This is a genomic window from Mucilaginibacter lappiensis (assembly GCF_050433765.1).
In the GTDB taxonomy this organism is placed as follows: Bacteria; Bacteroidota; Bacteroidia; order Sphingobacteriales; family Sphingobacteriaceae; genus Mucilaginibacter; species Mucilaginibacter lappiensis_A.
On the sequence record NZ_JBNPWP010000004.1, the window covers coordinates 448,340 to 468,560 of the forward strand.

Sequence of the window (20,221 nt, forward strand, 5' to 3'; positions counted from 1 at the left end):
ATATCAATTACAGGGTCCTGCAGCGGTTTGGGTTGCAACAGCATCCAAATTAGCCTGGATTACCAGATGGCTACCCTCTGGCTCCCTTTCAGTATTGTCCACCCCTATAATTTTGCGAACTAAAATCACATACAAATAAAAACTAAGTGCTTACAGATAACATTTCTCAAAACATTATGAATAATCCAACTCAAAATGTGCCAGTGCTTAAAGAAGTAGAAAGCAGGGAGGAACTCATTTACTTGCTGTCGAGAGCCTCTGAACTGGAACATGGTTTGGCCTGTGTCTACCTCTATGCTGCCTATTCATTAAAGTCATGCCTTGAAGAAGGTGGATTGACTGAAGATCAACTCTTGATGGTGAAAACCTGGAAAAGGAAACTGGCGTCAGTAGCGGTTGAAGAGATGTTGCACCTTGCCCAGGTTAATAATATGCTAACGGCTATCGGCGGCGCACCAAATTTCCGGAGAACAAATTTCCCATTGCCTATTTCAGCCTTTCCTTTTGGTATTAAGTTAACACTGGAGCCGTTTTCTCTTGCAACGATTGAACGTTTTGTAATGTTTGAATTACCCGAAGAAGGTGTGCTGGAGATCGATTTATATATCCAGTATAGTGCACTTCGTGATAAAGTGATTCAAGCGCAGGAGTTAGACTTAACAGGATTAAGACCCAGGCAGTTCAAAGCTGAACCAGAGTTAGTGGAGCGGTTTGGTACTAAAGCTTTTAAATTCCAGGAGCCCTATGAGGTAGATTTTAAAACCGTGGGCGAATTTTATAATAAAATCGCATCAGGGTTTCGATGTATCCCTGAAGAGATCTTATTTATTGGCCCAAAAGAAGCACAGGCCAACGCCCGTTTTGTTGATCTCGGTGGCAAGCTGATTTCAGTAATGAACAGGGCCTCGGCCTTAGAGGCAATTGAAATGATTGTTGAACAGGGAGAAGCCCCAACACAGCAACATCCCGATTGTCATTTCCAGGTTTTTGATACCATCAGAACTCAATTGATCAGCGAAACCGAAAAGGCTCTGGAAAACAACACCGTGTTTGAGCCTGTACGGAAAATGGCATCCAATCCAATGACCAGGTTTTATGATGATACCACCGGCGGCACCCTGATCCTCGATGCAGACACTCATTGCGCGGCAGATATTTTTAACATGAGTTACGATACCATGCTCCAAATGCTGCTCCGTTTTTTTGCTCATACAGATGAGTCGGAAGAAGAATTGGAATTGCTGTCACGTGCTACCTTACGAATAATGACCACTGTTATCCGCCCGTTGGGTGAGGCTCTTGCCAAAATGCCCCTTGGTGATCCAAAAGATATAGCGTTAATGGCAGGGCCGGGATTTGGGTACAACAGAGATATAAACCTGTTACCGCACAAAGATTCGGCATGGATATTTTTTTCTGAGCGGCTTTTTAACCTCGCAAAGGAGGCAACGGAGCTGGCTGAGCAAAAAACCGCCCCGGTTGAAGTTAAAGAGGCTTCGGCTGCTTTACAGGCGCTTTCAGAACTTTTTATCCGAAAAACAGCCCAGAGGCAAAAAGTAGAGCCTAAGAGTGAGTTTACAAAATTGGAACATACCCCATCACCTGAAATTTATCCTTCACTAAACGGACCATATCTCGTAAAGGGTGTTAATAATTTGCTAAACTCAAAGGGAGAGGCTTTACCTGCAGAGCCACAAATGGCTTTGTGCCGGTGCGGAGGCTCATTCAACAAACCATTTTGCGACGGAACCCATGCCAGGATAGGCTTTGATAGCAGAAAACTGCCGGGAAGAACCCCTGACAGACTGGATGAATATCCAGCTGCTGACTATAAAGTATGCGATAACCGTGGAATATGCCAGCATTCTGGCTTTTGTACCGATGAGCTGCCCGAAGTTTTCAGGCTTGGTAAGGAACCTTTTGTAGACCAGACAGCGGCGAGTGGCCCGAGGATATTTCAGCAAACCAAGAAATGTCCATCGGGTGCGCTAAGTTTCAGTTTTACTGATGCTAAATTAAACAATGAAGCAGAAGCACCTGTCAACCTCCCCACCATTACAGTTTCAAAAAATGGCCCCTACCGTGTAAAAGGAAGTATAAAACTGGACGCCGACTTTTTGCAGGGTGCATCAACAGAACATTACACGCTATGCCGTTGCGGAGGGTCAAAAAATAAACCTTTTTGTGATGGGTCGCACTGGTATAACAATTTCACAGATGATAAAAATTAATCATCTAACAACTATAATAACCTTAAGAAATCAAAAATTAAAAACTAAAATATGCAAACCAACATCGGAATCAACGAAACAGACAGAAAGAGCGTTTCTGATCAATTAGCCAAACTACTGGCAGACGAGTTTTTATTATACACAAAAACAAGAAATGCACATTGGAACATTGAAGGGCCAGACTTTCATACGGCACATGTCTTTTTTGAATCACAATACCAGCAATTGGAAGAGGTAGTAGACAGCGTAGCCGAACGGATTCGCAAAATAGGTCATTATGCTCCAGCCACTTTAACCCAATTTCTGCAACTTACCCACCTAACAGAAAAACTGGAAAATAACAATGATAGTCAAGGCTATATGAAAGAGTTGTTATCTGACCATGAAAGCATTATCAAATTTCTAAGAGGTAACATCAATTCATTTGCCGAAAAATTTAAAGATCAGGGCTCCAGTGATTATTTAACGCAGCTCTTAGAAACCCATGAAGGAATGGCATGGATGCTGAGATCACACTTCGGCAAATAAACACTTCATCTTGTAGATAAATAATAATCATTAAGCAACATTGTTATGAAAGCAAAAAAAAACTTATGGCCCGTCCTCAACTATAAGAATCTAAAAGAAACGCTGGAGACTGTTCAGCTGTGGACACAAATAGTTGGTAAAATCAGGATGGCCAACACGCCATGGATCAATCACAGCTGGCACGTAACGCTTTACCTTACTTCCAGAGGGTTGTCCACAGGAACTATTCCTTTTGAGCAAGGTAGTTTTCAGATAGATTTTGATTTTATTAGTCACGAACTTTTAATCACTTTATCCAACGGTTCTTCTGCGTTAATCAATTTACAGTCAGGTAGTATTTCCGGTTTCTACGAACACCTGCTCCGTTTACTCAATAAATTTGGTATTAATACTAACATCCATCCAATACCAAGCGAAATAGCCCATGCTATTCCGTTTAATGAGGATCATCAACGCCGCGTTTATATAGAGGAAGAAATGCATAGCTGCTGGCAGGCATTGCTGCGTATTGAGGCAGTAATGGTTCAGTTCAGGGCCGGATTCAACGGCAAATGCAGTAGACCCCAATTGTTTTGGGGAGGCTTTGATTTATCACTTACCATTTTTTCCGGTCGTCGGGCCCCGCTGTTCGTAGGTTCAGAACCACATATGCCTGAAGCTGTTACACAAGAGTCTTATTCGCACGAACACGTAGGCCTTGGATTCTGGCCTGGAAGTAAATCCCTTCCAACGCCATTATTTTACGCATCTTGCTATCCAACTCCCGCAGACTTCGGGAAACAATCCGTAACTCCATCTGAAGCTTTTTATTCTCCCGAAATGGGTGAGTTCATTTTGCGGTATGCCGATGCACAGCAATCGCACTCCCCGGAAGAAATGCTACTTGATTTCTTTAAATCAACTTACAACGCGGCTGCAATTACAGGCAACTGGAACGAGGACCTGAACTGTGACCTTACACCGCTTGAACATTTCGCGTGGGCGTAACTATTAATTTTAGTGTCTCTCTATTGAAATATAAAAAAAACGAATTAAACTTTAAAAATTAAAAAATGAACAGTGAGCAATTAATTGAATTAACTAAAGATCTTATTTATCATGCTACACATTTTGATGTGCCATACGTTAAGGATGCTTATGCAGATAAATTATTGATAGTCAAAGTTGATGAGGCTGGTGTAGTAGACACCATGAACAAAGAGCAGCTCGTTAATTTTATTCAGGAGAATAAGGATTCAAATGCAGAACCAATTTCCTCCAAGACTGAATATCATTATGCTGTATGCGAAGAAAATATAGGCATGGTGGTGATTACCCGCGAATTGGAATTTAATGGAAAGTTAGATAAAAAGTTCTTTACCTTGATTTGGGAATATCTATCGGGAAGATGGCAGGTTATCAAAGAATCAGCAATAGTACGCAATTAAGCAATTCCCAATCTACGGTATTTCGATATCGAATTGATTTTGGCGCTCAATCGAAATAAACCTTACGCCATTGAGCGTCCCCGCCTGGATCAAAATAACGGGAGCAAAGCCTGCGATCTCTTCCCGTTACTTTGACCCAAGCTTAAAAACGTTTCAGATTTCGGCTAATTTTTACCGGACATTGGGGAAGTTAATCTGTGTCGATTCCAAGTTAATCCATGTTAAACGGTCCGATAAATTTCCCATCTCCTTATACAAAAAGCTCATCTCAGGCAGTTAAACACAATAAAACTTGCAAATCCTCCAAAAAACGGTTCGAAATCTGTATCGTTGAGAGTACAAACGTTCGCAAGTACCGAAACACTTGCGAACGTTTTTCATTTCTTTTTATATAACCTGATGCCTGTATCCCGGCATATGATAACAAATACTATCGTAAATGACAGCGTTACTATGCACTACCTGCTCAATAAATCATTGAGTCTTAATTGCACGCTTGATGTTGTCCGGTATTTGTATTTTTTTCAATGACACAGCATAAATCTACTATAGTAATTCAAACGATAGAGGTAAAAGCTCCTTTTACAATAATTAAAATCTGCCATCCGATACTTTTCCAGAACCATATTCAATTTTTAATTTTATTGTCACAACAATACCAGGATTATTTCTTATCTCAAAACTGCCGCCCAATTGTTTGCTGAGGCTTTCATCATTTCCATTTCAAACGAGGAGCTTTTGGCTAAATTGAAATTCCTGGGGGGCGGCCCCCAGCCGTTATCTGTAGTATTTAATACTATTGCTTCTGGCACCAACAATTGAGCTTTAATAAGTATTCCCATGCTATCCTTATTGAAAGTATATTTGACACACTCGGTAAAAAAAAATTTACGAAAAATAATTTCATCATAAGATTTGATTTATAAATTCTTTTCTTACATTTGACTGTACTACTTAACTAATACACTAAAACAATGATTCAAATAAAAAATTTGAATTTCAGTTATGACCGCAAACGTCCTTTGTTTAAGGACCTGAGCCTTAATCTGAGCGCCGGGCATATTTATGGACTGCTCGGAAAAAATGGGGCAGGTAAATCAACCTTATTAAAAAACATTGCAGGATTAGCATTCCCCGCATCAGGCAAATGTATGATCAATGGGGTGGAAAGCGCCAAAAGATCCGTATCCGTTTTACATGAGCTTTATTTTATTGCCGAAGAGGTTCATGTACCTGCGTTAACACCTGCTCAATTCCTCAAACGTACAGCGGTTTTTTATCCCAAATTCAGCACTATTGATTTTTACGGTTATTTGAAAACCTTGGATATTGACGATGCTCTGCCGATGACCAAAATGTCATACGGTCAACAAAAGAAAACGATTATCGCTTTCGGTTTGGCTACTAATACGGGTGCACTTATCATGGATGAACCTACCAATGGTTTGGATATTCCCTCGAAAGTGCAATTCAGAAAACTGATAGCATCCGTATTAAATGATGACAGGTGTATTGTGATATCAACGCACCAGGTACGCGATCTGGACAGTCTTATTGATACCGTGTTGATACTGGACGATCACCGGATAGTGATTGAACAATCAGTTGATGAGCTTACCGAAAAATTAATTTTTGGTGTGTTTAACGATACAGATGGTTTGCCTGTATTGTATGAAGAAGATTCATTTAAAGGCAAATATGCCATATTGCAAAACACCACCGGCAAGTTCAGTAAAATGGATCTCGAGCTGCTTTTTAACGCTGCAACCAGTGGCAATACTAAATTATTAAATACCCTAAAGCCGTCTGCATATCATGAATAATTTTTTCAGCTTTAATCGTTTTTTGCAACTACTCATTAAGCACAGCGCCGAGCATTATCGAACTTATTTAATGTCGATTGGTGTTTTGGCAGGTGTAATGCTGCTTGGCGGCTCATTCATATTTTATATGATACCGGGGCCAATGGATGCCGGCTTTCAAACTGCGTTGTTTGCTATCCTCATGCTCATTGCCGGCAGTGTTTTCACCAGTACTATTTTTGCCGATATGGGCGATAAAAAAAAGGCCATACCAGCTTTGAGCCTGCCTGCCTCTACATTTGAAAAATACCTGGTAGGCTGGTTTTATTCTTACCCGCTATTCATGATCGTATATACGGCTGTATTTTACCTCGTTTTGCTTGGCCTCATCAGTATAAAACACTGGCCTGGGCATAATAGCGAGGTCTTCAGCATTTTTCAGGACAGGTTTTCGATATTAATTATTCTTTTTTCGCTGTTGCACGCTATTAGCATGTACGGCGCAATCGTTTTTGAAAAACTGCATTTCATAAAAATTGCCTTCTGCTTTTTTATAGGCTATGCATTTCTTATCATTTGCAATACATTCTTTTTGCGATCTATTCTGGGGCGAAATATATTTCCGGCTACACCGTTCGGCTTCCTTAATTTTACGGAGGGCCGTAGCTTTTACTCTCTTAGTGTAGGCTACGAACAAACACTTTGGGTTTTTGCATCCCTATCGATAGTGATATTGCTATTCTGGATAGCTACCTATTTCAGACTTAAGGAAAAACAGGTTTAAAGGAACAAGAAATGGAATTTAAGGATAACGAAGCAATATACCTCCAGATAGCTGCTTTTGTGTGCGATCAGATTTTGATGGGTAAATGGCCCGCCGATCAGAAAATACCATCGGTACGTGATATGGCTATTGAACTGGAAGTAAACCCCAATACGGTTATGCGTTCATACGAATTTTTGCAGAGCTTGGAAATAGTTTACAATAAACGTGGGCTTGGTTTGTTTGTTGCTACCGATGGCTTTGATAAAGTTAAAGCCTATCGTAAAGAGAGTTTTGTACGTCAGAACCTGCCCGAACTATTTAAGAACATGTACTTGCTTGATATTTCGATAACAGAGATCAGCGAACAATACACACAGTTTCAAAACAACCAGGCCGCCATAACACCTAAACATAACCAGGATGAAAACAAGTAATAAATTTTTAACAGCTGCCATAACCCTGCTCCTGCTATCGGTTCTCCTATACGATTTTCAGCTCAGGGCCGAATATAAAAAAGGGGATTTCAGAAACCCATTTGGCAATTTTATCAAGTTAAATTTAAGTGGGTTCAAGGTAATCAACCTCAAATCATCTACCGCTATAAACATGATGGTGGTGAAAGGCCCTTTCAAGGTACTTACCGATCCGGATGCAATGGAATTTGCAAAAGTTAACCAGCACGGTGATACCCTAACTGTGGAAGCCCGTTTTAAATCCAACTATCATAACGTCCGCTCCTCGTATATCATGTATATTTCATGTCCAGAGCTCCATGCATTTATGGCGGATGCCCGTTATACGGCAGGCGAAAACCAGGTGATAGATACACTTGCTGCAGAGGATTTTAAATGGCGTTCAACTATAATAAGCGGTTTTACAAGCAACCACTTAAAAATAACGCAGGACCATGCCAGCAATATCCTGCTCCAAAATGATAGTATAGGGATCTTAGATGCCGTAACAGGTATAACTAATGGCAGCGCATCAAATCTTATCCTTGGCAAGGGTAATCATATTGGCAAGGCTCAGCTTGATATCAGGAACAAGAGTCGTTTATGGATCAGGGAAGCCGGCAATACACAACTCAATTACCATATTGCTGATAGCGCCAAACTCATTGTAAATGGTGCATCGCAAAATATTTTAAAACTTAAACAGCCATGAAATTAATTATCGATTCTCTTTCAAAAACCTATGCCAATGGCGTGCATGCGTTAAAAAACGTATCGCTCACACTATCAAATGGCATGTTTGGTTTGCTTGGACCCAACGGAGCGGGTAAATCATCGCTGATGCGTACCATCGCAACTTTACAGGAGGCCGATTCAGGAAACGTGTTTCTTGACGACCTCAATGTATTGAAAAACAAAACGCAGGTACGGCAGCTGCTGGGATATTTGCCACAGGAGTTTGGTGTTTACCCCAAAATATCGGCCGAGCGGATGCTTGATCATATTGCTCAGCTAAAAGGTGTTGGCAACAATGCCGAACGAAAAGATTTGGTACAGGGTCTGCTTGAAAAAGTTAACCTCTTCAGGGATCGCAAAAAACACCTCGGCACGTATTCGGGAGGAATGAAACAACGATTTGGCATAGCACAGGCACTCATTGGCGATCCTAAACTTATTATTGTTGATGAACCTACAGCAGGACTTGACCCAGCCGAACGTAATCGCTTTTACAACTTGTTGAGCCAACTGGGCGAAAATACCATCGTTATCCTATCAACCCATATTGTTGAGGATGTTAGCACCCTTTGTGCCAACTTTGCCATTATTTGCCACGGTGAAGTACTTTATGCCGGCGACCCTGAAACTGCAGTAAATGAATTGAACGGAAAGATCTATTCCAAAGCTATCGATCGCTCAGAGATCAAATATTACCGTGATGTTTATAATGTGATATCCACCCAACTTAAAACGGGCAAGCTCCATATCAGGATATTACAGGAAACCGGACTACAAGATGGCTTTGTTACCGCAACCCCAAACCTCGAAGATGTTTACTTCAGTAACATTGCTAAACGGGTTGATGTAAATACCATGTAAACATTTAAAAAACAACAGCTTATGTTCTTAAAAATATTTCTGTTCGAGATCCAGAATAGGGTCCGCAGGCCAGCCTTTTACCTGTATTTTTTTGCAGTATTGCTTTTTACCTTGTTCGCATTTGCTACCGGCGCGCTGCCGATAGCCGAAAAAGAACACATCAATTCACCTTTTTTAATAACGTTTTGGTGTGCAGGTATCACTATGATGATGATGCTTATCAGCTCGTCGGTTATGGGTGCGGCAATTTACCGCGATATTGAATACCAAACCAAAGATTATTACCTCACCTACCCTATCACCAAGCCCAGCTATTTCTGGGGCCGATACCTGGGTTCTTTTATTTTTATGCTCTTTATAGCGCTTGCTATTTTACTCGGCATATATTCCGGCACCATTATAGGGCCACTTATTGGTAAAACAGACCGTGCTCAATATGGCCCAAATCACTTGATATATTACTTATATCCATTTTTTACCATCGCGCTTCCAAACCTGTTTTTTACATCATCGTTGTTCTTTGGCCTGGTAGCTATAACCCGTAACGTGAAGGTGATCTATTTTGGCGGTATCCTTTTGTTCCTGTTTTATTTTATCGCCTTATTTTTCCTCAACCACACAAACAATACCACAGTTATTGGCATATCTGATCCTTTTGGGATGAACGGGGTGCGGTATCAAATGAACAACGCTACAGCCACCGAACAAAACAATAACCTGATCCTGATCAGCGGTCCTATGGCCATTAACAGGATCATTTGGCCGGGACTGGGGCTTGTCATCCTGTTGTTTACTTATGTCCGCTTTAATTTTGAAAAATTCTTTAGCGGCAAGGGCGATAAGTCAGCCATTGATGATATAAATATAAAGGCAACCAATAAGGCTATTAAAATACCTGCGGTGAGTTTCGCGGGCAAATATGAGCGGCGGGTTTTATCAAACCTTATAAAACTGGAGCTGTTAAACATCATCCGCGATAATTACTTCTGGATCATCGTAGGCAGCGGCAGTATCTTCCTGGGCTTTGTATTTTGGTTGGGCGAAAGGAATTACGGCATACCTGACCTGCCGCGAACCGTAATGCTTTTAAGCATCTTTAACGATGCTTTCCCGTTCTTCATCTTCTTTATTATCATGTTTTACACCGGCGAAACGCTGCAGCGCGACCGGCTTACCCGTTATGCCTTTATTAATGATTCGTTACCACCACCAAACTGGGTATTGAACGGCTCAAAACTGATCCCTTTACTCATTATTGGCGCTGGTCTCTCGTTTATTCCACTCGTGATAGGTGTAATTATACAGCTTGCCAAAGGATATACGGAACTCCATTTAGCGGCATATTTTAGCTATATCCTCATTATACTATTGCCTAAGCTGCTGCTGATCGTGGTGTTTTGTTACCTGATACATGTGATCATCAACAATAAATTTGCCGCTTACGCGGTAGGTGTTACATTATGGATAGGTTTTTTCTTTTTGGAACTTACTGGCATCTTCAATTATCATTTACTGCTGTACTCCTATACCCCAAACTCAGGCCTTTCGGATATGGACGGCATGGGCCACATGGTTGGGCCGATAAGCTGGTTTAATCTTTACTGGCTTTTAGGGGGTGGAATACTCATCATTGTAGCCGCATTATTCTACTATCGGGGTGTAAGTTCGTCATTTAAAGAAAGGCTGCGGCTGATACCTGAACGGTTTGATAAAAAAACGAAACTATTTACTGTAGGACTCATCCCTTTGTTCTTAATTGTAGGTGCATATAATTATTATAATGTGAGCTACCTCAATAATTACTTAAGCAAAGACGAGCAGGAAGATCGTGCTATAATTTACGAAAAGGCCCTGAAAAAATATCAGTCGCTGCCATTACCCAAGGTAACACGTATAAAAATGAACGTTGACATTTTTCCGGATAAACAGCAGGAATTTGTAAAAGCTCAGGTCACTGTAGTAAACAAAACAGATAAACCCATTTCAAAAATGCTGCTTGATGCTGATGGCCTGAATTATTCTATCGCCGTTGATGGTAAGCCTGTTCCGTTCACTAATCCGCTGTTTTATTCACGGGGATTTTTTAACTGGTTTAGGCCGAAGCAGGATACAGCCGATTTTAGATTGTACCAGTTGAGGCAGTCGCTTGCACCCGGGGATTCGGCCGTTTTGGAGATTAATTCATCGGTTACGCATACCGGTTTCACCAACAGCCTTTATTCGACCAACCTGTTGCATAACGGCACCTTCTTTACAGGTGGTCTGCCCGGCTTGGGTTATGACGATGATGATGAAGTAGGTAGCCCATACGTACGTAAAAAGGCAGGTTTACCACCTAAAACAGCAGAAAGTGAAATACCACAAAACGACCTGGTTGGTATTAAAACCCTGAAAGCCGGAAAATCTTCCGACCTCCTAAGTCTTGATGTTACGGTAAGCACTTCTGGCGATCAAATTGTTGTTACTCACGGCGAGCTGGTAAAACAATGGAAACAGAACGGCCGCAATTATTTCCATTACATTCAGGATAAACCGGGTATGTATGTGCCTTTCGGTATTATTTCGGCGAGGTTTACCGATAGCCGCGACAGTATTATGCTCGATCATAAAATATATATTGACGTTTATCACCACCCTACCCATAATGAAAATACCACCCGCTTTATAAATGCATATAAAGAAGGACTTAAATATTATAGTTCCGTGTATGGGCCATATCCATTTAAAAACATCAGGCTTGCAGAGACTTCCACTTATGGTCCGCGCGAATCTTCAACGACTACGCTTGATACTTATGCCGAGTACAATAGCTGGAACGCGCATTTCACCAATCCTAACGAGTTTGATTACCTGTATTTTGCAACCACGCGTAATCTTGCCCAGCAATGGTGGCGTTTCCAGGTGGCCCCAAACAATACCGTAGGCTCATTGGTAATACCCGAAGGCCTTGCCAATTTCGATGCTTTGGTAATGGCCGAAAAAAAATACGGCAAAGCCAATATGCGAGCCATAGTGCTCGACCAGTTATGGTATTACCTGTTTGTAAGGCGCCGGCTGGAAGAAAGGGAGCATCCACTGATCAGGGCCAACCAATGGTTTGAATGGAGTGGCAAGGCAAGTGTGGCCATGTACGGTTTACGTAACCTCATTGGCGAAGACAGCCTGAATAACGCCCTCCGTGAGTTTAAAAATGCTTATGCATTTAAAAGCCAGCCGCCTTTTGCGGGCACAAATGACCTTTATCATTACCTGCAAAAACATGTTCCCGATTCTTTACAGTATTACATGACCGACACCTGGCAAAAGGTAACGCTTTATGACAGCAAGGTTAACACCGTAACCGCTACAAAAATAGCCGGTAAGAACAAGTATAAAGTAACCCTGAAAGTAAATATCAACAAGGTTTGGATAGATAGCAAGGGTAATGACGTGTCAGCATTAAAGATGAATGATTACATCGATATCGGAATTTTCGCCGCGGATACGAATGATAAAAACGGACGGAACCAGGCTAACTTACTTTATCTCAAAAAATACAAATTAACTCGGGGTGAGCACCAATTGACCATTATAGTTAAAGGCAAACCAAATGCTGCTGGAGTTGACCCGTTTGGCACCCTGATAGATAGAAACCCAAATGATAATATGAAAACCATTGATCATGCTAACTGACGTGTAAAGTGTGAAAAGGCAATACGCGTTTTGTTTAACAGCCTATAAAAAAATGCAGCAGCTATTAAAGTACAGCTGCTGCATTAGGGACTATTTTATCTGATCGCCATCTTTCAGTTCATCACTTGCTTTTATAATGATCTGATCATTTGCGGTGAGTGCACCAAATACTTCAGTTGAATCGTTTCCGGCCAAGCCTTCTTTTATGTCTATCAGTTTAGCTTTACCACCCCTTGCGGCAATTACGTATTCCCGTTCTGTTGAGCGCACGATGGCCGAATTAGGTACCAATAACGATTTTGCTCCCGAAAGCATAGGTATTTTTACTTCGGCGTACATACCGGGTATAAGTTGGCCATTTTTGTTGCGCACATCTATCTCAATAGCCTCGCTGCGCATACTACTCAAAGCGTTAGCCCAGCGACTTATTTTAGCGGTATGTTCAGTACCCGGCATCGCGTTAAACATAAAAACCACGTTTTTTTTTAGGTCCACTTTGTCTACATAATCTTCAGGTATAGCTACTTCTAAACGTAATTTGCTAATATCCTGCAAAACCAACATGGGCTGGTCCGTAGCTTTACCGGGCGCTACCAATGCGCCCGGCGATATATTACGCTGAACGATCATGCCATCAAAAGGCGCATAGATATGCAGATATCCCTGCATGGTCTTTACTGATTCAACATTTGATTTTTCGGATTCAGCCAAGGCGTTATCAGCCTTCATTTTTGCCGTAGCATTGTCCAGATCGAGCGGCGAAACAGAGCCGGGCTCCTGTGCGGCTTGTTTTAAACGGGCATATTTTTCTTTACTGGCTTCGGCATTTTCCTGTGCCTGCAAATAGCGTGAATTGGCGGCCTGCAATTGGGATTCCATTTCGGGCGCTTCCAATGTGACCAATAATTGCCCTTTTTTAACAATGGAGCCTCGATCTACATATAATTGTTTCACAAAACCATTCACTTTGGGGAATAGGTTTACCTCGTTAAAGGGATTAAGCTGCCCCGGCAATCGGGCTGAACTGGACAATGCTTTTTCTGTAATAGTACCTAATTCGTATTTTTTACCATTGATTGTTTTACCTTCGGTAAGGTCAATCGGTTTTTGATTACCAGCGCATGCTGCGAAAAAGCAGGCTGACAAGCTTATAATGATCAATTTCGTTTTCATGTTTTTAAATGGTTGATGGTTCAAGTTCGTTTTCATTTTCGGGCATCAGAGACGGTGATTCATAGGTGGTTTTATCTTGTACCCATGCAAATACTAACGGCAAAATAAATAAGGCTGCCAATGTGGATGCGAACAGGCCGCCTATCACCGCACGGCCTAACGGTGCCGTTTGTTCACCGGCTTCGCCCATACCTGATGCCATTGGGATCATACCTGCTATCATAGCCAAACTGGTCATTAAAATAGGTCGTAGCCTGATAGATGCACTGGTGATCGCCGCTTTTGTAGCATCCTGAAATTCCAAGCGTAAATTTTCACCATTGGTAACAATCAGGATAGCGTTGGCGACCGACACCCCGGTAGACATGATCATACCCATGTATGATTGCAGGTTAAGCGTAGAACCTGTTAAGAGCAAAGCAGTAAGCGAACCCAATATCACCGCCGGGATAGTACAGAGTACCGTTAACGATAGCTTAAACGATTGGTAATTTGCCGCCAAAAGCAGGAAAATAACCAATATGGCGAAGCCCAGTCCATTTTGCAAACTGGTTAAGGTTTCAGTTAACAAGCTGGACATACCTTGCAGATTGGCAATTAATCCCTTTGGCGGTGTGCCTAAACTACTAACCGCTTTTTGCACATCGGATGTGGCTGTACCCAGATCTTTTTTATAGATGTTGGCGCTAACCGTTAAATAGCGGCGCGGGCCAACCCGATCATACTCACCGGGGGCGTAATTGACTTTAAAATCGGCTACATCGGCAAGCGTGGGCGAACTTTGTCCTTTCAGCAATGGGATTTCTTTTAGCTCATCCATCGTATTCATCACGTACTCGGGCACTTGCACCTGCACCTGGTACGTATAGGCCGATTTTTCATCCAGCCAAAGATTCTTCTCGGTGAACCGGCTTGATGAGGTACTTGCCGTAACAGACCTTGATATGTCTTTAATATTTAACCCCAACTGTGATACCTTCAACCTGTCAAGCGTAATACTCACTGCCGGGAACTTTTGTGGCTGATCGATCTGTATGTCGCGCAGGTAGGAGATGGCTTTGAGTTTAGCTAATACCTTATTACTAAAATCCACTATTTGATCCATATTTTTTCCCGCGATCTGAACCTGTATAGGCGTTGACGCACCTTGGCTCATGATCTTTTCTGTCATATCTATCGGCTCAAAGCTGATCCCCAATTCAGGAATTTCCTGCTTAATGTTTTTACGCAGGGCATCCTTCAACTCGTCCATGTTCACATGGTACTTTTCATCCAGGTTAACCTGCAATACAGCTTCGTGTGTGCCGGTATTAAACACGTACAGGTTGCTGCTGCCAAAACTACTGGGCACTAAGCCAATGTAGCCCGAAGTGATCCCGACGTGATGGTCAACCGTTTTGTCGATGATCTGTAATACCTGTTTAAACTTATCCTCGGTACGTTCCAGCCTCGTTCCCTGCGGTTCTTTGATACGCATCTGGAACTGGCCATTATTTAGTTTCGGCATCATATCCTTGCCTATCACCACAAAACAAATCCCGGCCAACACAAACACAACAACCAAATATACCGGGATAATTACCTTCTTATTGGGCATCCAGCGGGTAATGATCTTCATAAAGCCCATTTTTATTTTTTCAAAAAGATCGTTCTTTTCAGGGTGTTCTTCTTCTGCGCGTTGGTGCATCCTGATTTGGCCCTCTTCAATTTCATCTAATCCCTCGCCGGCGTGGGCGTGTATTTTGCCATGCTCATAATGCTGGTATTGGGATGCATTGATCAGCCAGTTACTCAGGATAGGCACCAGTGTTTGCGCGATAATAAACGACACAATCATGGTTAAGCCGATAGACATGGATAGCGGCAGAAACATTGCTTTAGGCACTCCATTCATCATAAACGATGGCGCGAATACAGCCAGGATACAAAACAGGATAAGCAACAGCGGGAAGGATATCTCCTCGCAAGCATCGTATATAGCCTGCTTCTTATTTTTGCCCATTTCCAAATGCTGGTGGATATTCTCTATGGTAACCGTAGCCTGATCAACGAGGATACCTATGGCTAAAGCCAGGCCGCTTAACGTCATGATGTTAATGGTTTGCCCGAACAAGCCCAACAGCAGCACTCCGATAAGAATCGACACCGGGATGGTGATAACCACAATCAAGCTGCTACGCCAGTCGCGCAAAAACAGCAGTACCATTAGCCCGGTTAGTAAAGCACCTAAGCCGCCTTCGGTCATCAAACTTTTCACGGCATTCACCACAAATACAGATTGGTCGAATTCATAACTTATTTTTACATCGTCCGGCAATAAACTTTGCATTTCGGCCAGTTTACTTTTCAGTGTTTGTACCACCGTCCATGTACTGGCATCCGCTGTTTTTACCACAGGGATGTATACTGATCGTTTACCATTTACTAAGGCATAGTCTACCGTAACATCCGCAGCATCGGTAACGCGGGCAATATCCTGAATGTAAATGGGTACGCCATTTTTGGTGATGACGGGGATCTTACCAAAATTATCTGTGTTTTTGATCAGCGAGTTCATGGTGGTGAGATAGATGGTGTTATCCAACCGCAAATTTCCCGACGGCGACATCACATTAAATTTTGATAATGCTTCAACTACTTCATCCGGCGTTAGGCTATAGCTTCGTAGTTTATTGGGATCAACACTTAAAATAATGGATCGTGCATTTGAACCAAAGGGCGGCGGTGCTGATAAACCCGGAATGGTGGAGAACATAGGACGAATGCGCGTTGCCGCCATATCATAAATATCCTTCAGACTCTCGGACTTGCTATCCAGCACCAGTTGCCCCACTGGCAGTGATGAGGCATCAAACCTCACCACCTGCGGCGGCAAAGCACCGGGAGGGAAAAAGCTTTGCGCCCGGTTAACCTGCAAGGCCACCTGAGCACTGGCCTCGGCCATGTTGGTACTCTCGTAAAAAGATAGCTTAATGAGGGTTAAGCCCTGGATGTTTTTACTGCTGATACTTTTGATGCCGTTTACGTATAAAAACTGGTCCTGCAAGCGGGTGGAGAAAAACCCTTCCATTTGCTGGGGAGACATGCCGCCATAGGATTCTATAACATAAATGGTGGGCAGGTTAAGCTGCGGAAAAATATCTATAGGTATATTTATTGCACTAAGCACTGCAAAAATTAAAAGGCTCACGGTAATTACTACCGTAGTAATGGGCCTTTTGAGTGCGGATGTGACCATTGACATAGTTAATTAATTTAAAAGGTTTAAAACTGTACTGACCTGGTTACCGGTGACCGCTTTTTGAAAGAGCGCGCTGGTATAAGCAAATTTGGCTTGCGCATAGTCCGTTTCGGCACGGTAAAGAATGTTCAGTGCGGCGTTTAATTCAATAATATCTGTTAAGCCGCTGTTATAAAGCGATAGCTTTTGCCGATAGCCGGCATTAGCGGCTTTCAGTTGATTGGGTATTTCGAGCAGGCGTTGTTTTGCAGTGTTTAGTTCTACGTCGGCCTGGTTTATGCCTAAACTTAACAGCGATCGTTGTTCGTCGAGGTTACGCCGGGCATAATCGATTTCGGCTCTCTGGGTACGCAATTTGAGCTGCCTGCGACGCAGATCGAAAAGGTTATAGGATATGCCAATACCCACTAAATAGTTGTTTCGGTCAAATCCAAAGCCCGAAGAGAGGGAATTGAACTGGTCGTTAGCATCAATACTAGCTCCACGTCCCCAGGCTGCAGCTTCCAAAAGTATCTTAGGGTTAAACTGCTTTTTAACCAGGTCTTCGCGCTGCCGGCTGTTTTGAACTATCGATTTGTAATAGTTGATGATCGGGTGATTTGCGGTATCTGTAAGCATTAATCCTGGAATATTTGTTTGTGAGATCAGCCGGGTTTCTGCCAGCGTATCCGGCACAATGCTTTGATAGGGCAAACCACTTATGGCAGAGAGTTGCAATTGCGTTTGTTTAAGTTCGTTATTAAGTTCGATATAGGTTAGCCGGGCCTTTGATAATTCCGCTTCGGCTATGCTGGTATCTACGCCAGGTCTGACCCCGCTTTTGGCCAGCGATTGGATTGACCGCCTGATCTGCTGGTTACGCTCAATATTACGGGACTGTATAATTAAGTAGTCGTGTAGTCGCAATAATTGCAGGTAATTGCCGATAGTGAACGCTTCTAATTTGTATTTAGCTTGTTGGAACTGGTCTTGTTCTACAGCTACTTCGGAACCGGCAACTTTATTTTGAGCGGCATAGGCTCCAAAGTTATAGACCTCCCAATCCAGTGCAACTATACCCAGATTAGTTAATACGGCCGAGGTATTGCTTTCCGTACGTACTCCCCGTGAGTTAGACGGGATAATACCAAAACCGAAGTATGGCCCGGCGGTGTTATTGTTAGTACCTATGTCGGCCTGGTAATTCAGCTTTAAGTTAGGCAACCAGTTGCTGCGCGTTTCTGCCGCTTGTGCTTGTTTTATAGTGATGGAAGTTGAATCGGCAATTAGTGAAGGGGCTTTTTGATCAACCCGTTTCAACAGGTCTTTCAGACTGACCTTTTGTTGTGCGTTGACTGTTATCGCAAACGATAGCAATAAGATCAGGCACACATATCTTTTTAGACGGTGCATCTTGATGATGTATTAAAAAATTTAAGAAATAGAGATTTTACAATGCCTGCTTAACAAGGTATTGTTTAGATATACCTTATAATATGATTAGTGAAGGGGGAAGATCAAATGATTAGCTTTCCTGAAAGGAGATAACGATGGAGCGGGGGAAATAAACTTAAATGAATGGCGTTCAACACACCGGCAGTAAGTTGTTTAACCTTTCTGAAAAGGAACGGAAATAACGTATTTAAAAGGACAGAAAAAAGAACGGTTAAAGCTAAAATCGGGTCAGCCAATCGCTTTTGAATAGTTAAAACATCAAAATCACTGTCCTCTACATATTCTTGTTTGCGTTTGGTAAAAGCCTTCACAACGATCCCGGGAGTTTTACTTATAGGAATATGTTTAAGTACGCTAAAACCTACGAATGGTTTAGCAACCAACATACATACTGCAAGAAATAGAAAGTAATGAATCTTTAATGCACGCATCGTGTTTATTAACGCTACTTGATATTCAAAGTTGAGAAGAATTTATTCTTTATTGGTCATGTAACGTGAAAGTTGCGTGCGTTTATAAAAAAACTCCATTTATGTTCGCTTTTAGTGAACACTAATTTATTGGCGAAAAGCGGTCCTAACATAACCTTACCCCACGATTTGATGGAGATTGGAAATTTCGGACGTTCAGCCTGCTGTCAATTCAACCCGCTATAAACTAAGTTGACCGCCTGATATGGTCAATTCACCCTCGAGCCGGTTACTCATGAACCGTTTTCAAGTCCTAACATCAAATTAATTAAAAAATTAAGCATATGAAAAAGATGATGTTAACACTTGGTATCCTGTTAATCAGTGGTTTTTTTACGGCAAAAGCGCAGGTAAGCGTTATTGTACGTACCCCACGCACGCGGGTTGTTTTAAGAAGCCCTATACGCTCGGTTGCGGTCAGACCCACGGTTATAGTTTCGCGCCCGGTAGTAGTTGGGCGCCTGGTTGTGGTAGCTCGACGTGTTGCCATAGTGCGTCCCCGACCTGTTATAAGCAGGAGGGTGGTGGTTTACCGGTAATAGCTCCTCCCGTTCAGTTCAACCTTTAAAACGGAAGCTTCACCAAAATTTAACAGGCAATAGCTTTACCAGGTACGGTTATTTGCCTCAGGTCAAATCTTAAAAACAATTAAATTAAATTAAATGAAAAAGATCACGCTTATTGGGGCGTTTCTGGCGCTCATGATATTAGGCAACCGCTCAATGGCACAATCCCGGCTTACACCGGACCAGATGAAAGAAATGAAAGAAAAATTCAATGACTTTAAAACAAAGCTCAACCTTTCGGACGACCAGATCCCAAACTTACCGCCTCGTAAAAATCATTTTGTCGTATTTTTCCAAACCCTTCCTTTTTCTGATGCTTTCCTTTGTAAGCTATATAATAAATAACGCCATGGAAAAAATATTGAGCTCCAACTACAAAATCCGGTTTCAAGACTGTGATCCCTTTAATCACTTAAACAATGCCAGTTATATCAATTATTTCATAAATGCCCGGGAAGATCATTTGCTGGATAACTATAATTTTGATGTGTTTGAAAATTTAAAAACTAATGGCCAGGCCTGGATAGTGGTATCCAATCAAATATGCTATCTAAACCCGGCAAACGTGATTGAAAATGTGCTCATTGAATCGCAACTGATCGCCTTCACCCCAAAAAGTGTCCAGATTGAAATGCGTATGTGGAACGAAGGCAAAAATAAACTTAAGGCCATGTTATGGACAACTTTTTTATATTTTAATACCCAAACGCAGAAAGCAATCAATCATCCCGCGCCAGTTACCAATTTATTGGATAGTATACTGTTGCCTGTTGAACAAAATAATTTTGAGGAACGGCGTAATTATCTGATGCGAAGAGCGGTAATTTAAATGGAAGATAACATCGGTTTACTTAAATTTGTTT

Annotated in this window: 17 protein-coding genes; 13 read left to right on the forward strand and 4 right to left on the reverse strand. The window is 42.1% G+C overall.

Features of this window, described 5'->3' with window-relative positions; translation table 11 throughout:
• Positions 1-176 precede the first annotated feature (176 nt).
• The 10 genes from M2273_RS15040 (at position 177) to M2273_RS15085 (ending at position 12,474) form a co-directional block, all read left to right on the forward strand.
• Entirely contained in the window at positions 177-2,231 is a 2,055-nt protein-coding gene (locus M2273_RS15040) for a ferritin-like domain-containing protein (RefSeq protein ID WP_429398193.1), read from the forward strand.
• Positions 2,232-2,282: 51 nt separating this feature from the next.
• Positions 2,283-2,759: a Dps family protein gene (locus M2273_RS15045; protein ID WP_429398195.1), complete on the forward strand. Its 477-nt coding sequence runs from the start codon at positions 2,283-2,285 to the stop codon at positions 2,757-2,759.
• A 45-nt stretch (positions 2,760-2,804) separates the two neighbouring features.
• Positions 2,805-3,746 (forward strand): DUF5996 family protein, encoded by a 942-nt coding sequence (locus M2273_RS15050; RefSeq protein WP_429398197.1) that lies wholly within the window; start codon positions 2,805-2,807, stop codon positions 3,744-3,746.
• Positions 3,747-3,811: 65 nt separating this feature from the next.
• Positions 3,812-4,186 (forward strand): hypothetical protein, encoded by a 375-nt coding sequence (locus M2273_RS15055; protein ID WP_429398199.1) that lies wholly within the window; start codon positions 3,812-3,814, stop codon positions 4,184-4,186.
• Positions 4,187-5,160: 974 nt separating this feature from the next.
• Positions 5,161-6,009: an ATP-binding cassette domain-containing protein gene (locus M2273_RS15060; protein WP_429398201.1), complete on the forward strand. Its 849-nt coding sequence runs from the start codon at positions 5,161-5,163 to the stop codon at positions 6,007-6,009.
• Positions 6,002-6,772: a hypothetical protein gene (locus M2273_RS15065; RefSeq protein WP_429398203.1), complete on the forward strand. Its 771-nt coding sequence runs from the start codon at positions 6,002-6,004 to the stop codon at positions 6,770-6,772. Before M2273_RS15060 ends, M2273_RS15065 begins: the two co-directional genes overlap by 8 nt.
• Before the next feature lie 11 nt (positions 6,773-6,783).
• Positions 6,784-7,188, forward strand: coding sequence for a GntR family transcriptional regulator (locus M2273_RS15070; protein ID WP_429398205.1), 405 nt, complete (start codon positions 6,784-6,786; stop codon positions 7,186-7,188).
• Positions 7,175-7,918: a hypothetical protein gene (locus M2273_RS15075; protein WP_429398207.1), complete on the forward strand. Its 744-nt coding sequence runs from the start codon at positions 7,175-7,177 to the stop codon at positions 7,916-7,918. The genes M2273_RS15070 and M2273_RS15075 overlap by 14 nt, the downstream gene beginning before the upstream one ends.
• Positions 7,915-8,802, forward strand: coding sequence for an ABC transporter ATP-binding protein (locus M2273_RS15080; RefSeq protein WP_429398208.1), 888 nt, complete (start codon positions 7,915-7,917; stop codon positions 8,800-8,802). Before M2273_RS15075 ends, M2273_RS15080 begins: the two co-directional genes overlap by 4 nt.
• A gap of 21 nt (positions 8,803-8,823) precedes the next feature.
• Entirely contained in the window at positions 8,824-12,474 is a 3,651-nt protein-coding gene (locus M2273_RS15085; protein WP_429398210.1) for a hypothetical protein, read from the forward strand.
• A 90-nt stretch (positions 12,475-12,564) separates the two neighbouring features.
• On the opposite strand, the gene M2273_RS15090 is transcribed toward M2273_RS15085, so the two are convergent.
• The 4 genes from M2273_RS15090 to M2273_RS15105 form a co-directional block, all read right to left on the reverse strand.
• Positions 12,565-13,647, reverse strand: a complete 1,083-nt coding sequence (locus tag M2273_RS15090) for an efflux RND transporter periplasmic adaptor subunit (RefSeq protein ID WP_429398211.1) — start codon at positions 13,645-13,647, stop codon at positions 12,565-12,567.
• Between the two features lie 4 nt (positions 13,648-13,651).
• Positions 13,652-16,891, reverse strand: a complete 3,240-nt coding sequence (locus M2273_RS15095) for an efflux RND transporter permease subunit (RefSeq protein ID WP_429398213.1) — start codon at positions 16,889-16,891, stop codon at positions 13,652-13,654.
• Between the two features lie 6 nt (positions 16,892-16,897).
• Complete coding sequence (locus M2273_RS15100; protein ID WP_429398215.1) at positions 16,898-18,280, reverse strand: TolC family protein; 1,383 nt, start codon at positions 18,278-18,280, stop codon at positions 16,898-16,900.
• Between the two features lie 104 nt (positions 18,281-18,384).
• Entirely contained in the window at positions 18,385-18,753 is a 369-nt protein-coding gene (locus M2273_RS15105; RefSeq protein WP_429398217.1) for a hypothetical protein, read from the reverse strand.
• Between the two features lie 323 nt (positions 18,754-19,076).
• Here M2273_RS15105 and M2273_RS15110 point away from each other — a divergent pair, with 323 nt between their 5' ends.
• The 3 genes from M2273_RS15110 to M2273_RS15120 all read left to right on the forward strand — a co-directional run bounded on the left by M2273_RS15110 (position 19,077) and on the right by M2273_RS15120 (position 20,187).
• Positions 19,077-19,331: a hypothetical protein gene (locus M2273_RS15110; RefSeq protein ID WP_429398219.1), complete on the forward strand. Its 255-nt coding sequence runs from the start codon at positions 19,077-19,079 to the stop codon at positions 19,329-19,331.
• 123 nt (positions 19,332-19,454) lie between these two features.
• Positions 19,455-19,703, forward strand: coding sequence for a hypothetical protein (locus M2273_RS15115; RefSeq protein WP_429398221.1), 249 nt, complete (start codon positions 19,455-19,457; stop codon positions 19,701-19,703).
• A gap of 4 nt (positions 19,704-19,707) precedes the next feature.
• The gene (locus tag M2273_RS15120) at positions 19,708-20,187 is read left to right on the forward strand and encodes an acyl-CoA thioesterase (protein WP_429398223.1); all 480 of its coding nucleotides are present in this window, start codon (positions 19,708-19,710) and stop codon (positions 20,185-20,187) included.
• Positions 20,188-20,221: the final 34 nt, after the last annotated feature.

Excerpts from the sequence above, each read along its gene's own strand:
- M2273_RS15100 (WP_429398215.1), bottom strand. The coding sequence starts at position 18,280 with ATGCACCGTCTAAAAAGATATGTGTGCCTGATCTTATTGCTATCGTTT.
- M2273_RS15110 (WP_429398219.1), top strand. The coding sequence starts at position 19,077 with ATGAAAAAGATGATGTTAACACTTGGTATCCTGTTAATCAGTGGTTTT.
- M2273_RS15080 (WP_429398208.1), top strand. The coding sequence starts at position 7,915 with ATGAAATTAATTATCGATTCTCTTTCAAAAACCTATGCCAATGGCGTG.
- M2273_RS15120 (WP_429398223.1), top strand. The coding sequence starts at position 19,708 with ATGGAAAAAATATTGAGCTCCAACTACAAAATCCGGTTTCAAGACTGT.
- M2273_RS15085 (WP_429398210.1), top strand. The coding sequence starts at position 8,824 with ATGTTCTTAAAAATATTTCTGTTCGAGATCCAGAATAGGGTCCGCAGG.
- M2273_RS15045 (WP_429398195.1), top strand. The coding sequence starts at position 2,283 with ATGCAAACCAACATCGGAATCAACGAAACAGACAGAAAGAGCGTTTCT.
- M2273_RS15065 (WP_429398203.1), top strand. The coding sequence starts at position 6,002 with ATGAATAATTTTTTCAGCTTTAATCGTTTTTTGCAACTACTCATTAAG.
- M2273_RS15050 (WP_429398197.1), top strand. The coding sequence starts at position 2,805 with ATGAAAGCAAAAAAAAACTTATGGCCCGTCCTCAACTATAAGAATCTA.
- M2273_RS15070 (WP_429398205.1), top strand. The coding sequence starts at position 6,784 with ATGGAATTTAAGGATAACGAAGCAATATACCTCCAGATAGCTGCTTTT.
- M2273_RS15060 (WP_429398201.1), top strand. The coding sequence starts at position 5,161 with ATGATTCAAATAAAAAATTTGAATTTCAGTTATGACCGCAAACGTCCT.
- M2273_RS15090 (WP_429398211.1), bottom strand. The coding sequence starts at position 13,647 with ATGAAAACGAAATTGATCATTATAAGCTTGTCAGCCTGCTTTTTCGCA.
- M2273_RS15095 (WP_429398213.1), bottom strand. The coding sequence starts at position 16,891 with ATGTCAATGGTCACATCCGCACTCAAAAGGCCCATTACTACGGTAGTA.
- M2273_RS15115 (WP_429398221.1), top strand. The coding sequence starts at position 19,455 with ATGAAAAAGATCACGCTTATTGGGGCGTTTCTGGCGCTCATGATATTA.
- M2273_RS15040 (WP_429398193.1), top strand. The coding sequence starts at position 177 with ATGAATAATCCAACTCAAAATGTGCCAGTGCTTAAAGAAGTAGAAAGC.
- M2273_RS15055 (WP_429398199.1), top strand. The coding sequence starts at position 3,812 with ATGAACAGTGAGCAATTAATTGAATTAACTAAAGATCTTATTTATCAT.
- M2273_RS15075 (WP_429398207.1), top strand. The coding sequence starts at position 7,175 with ATGAAAACAAGTAATAAATTTTTAACAGCTGCCATAACCCTGCTCCTG.
- M2273_RS15105 (WP_429398217.1), bottom strand. The coding sequence starts at position 18,753 with ATGCGTGCATTAAAGATTCATTACTTTCTATTTCTTGCAGTATGTATG.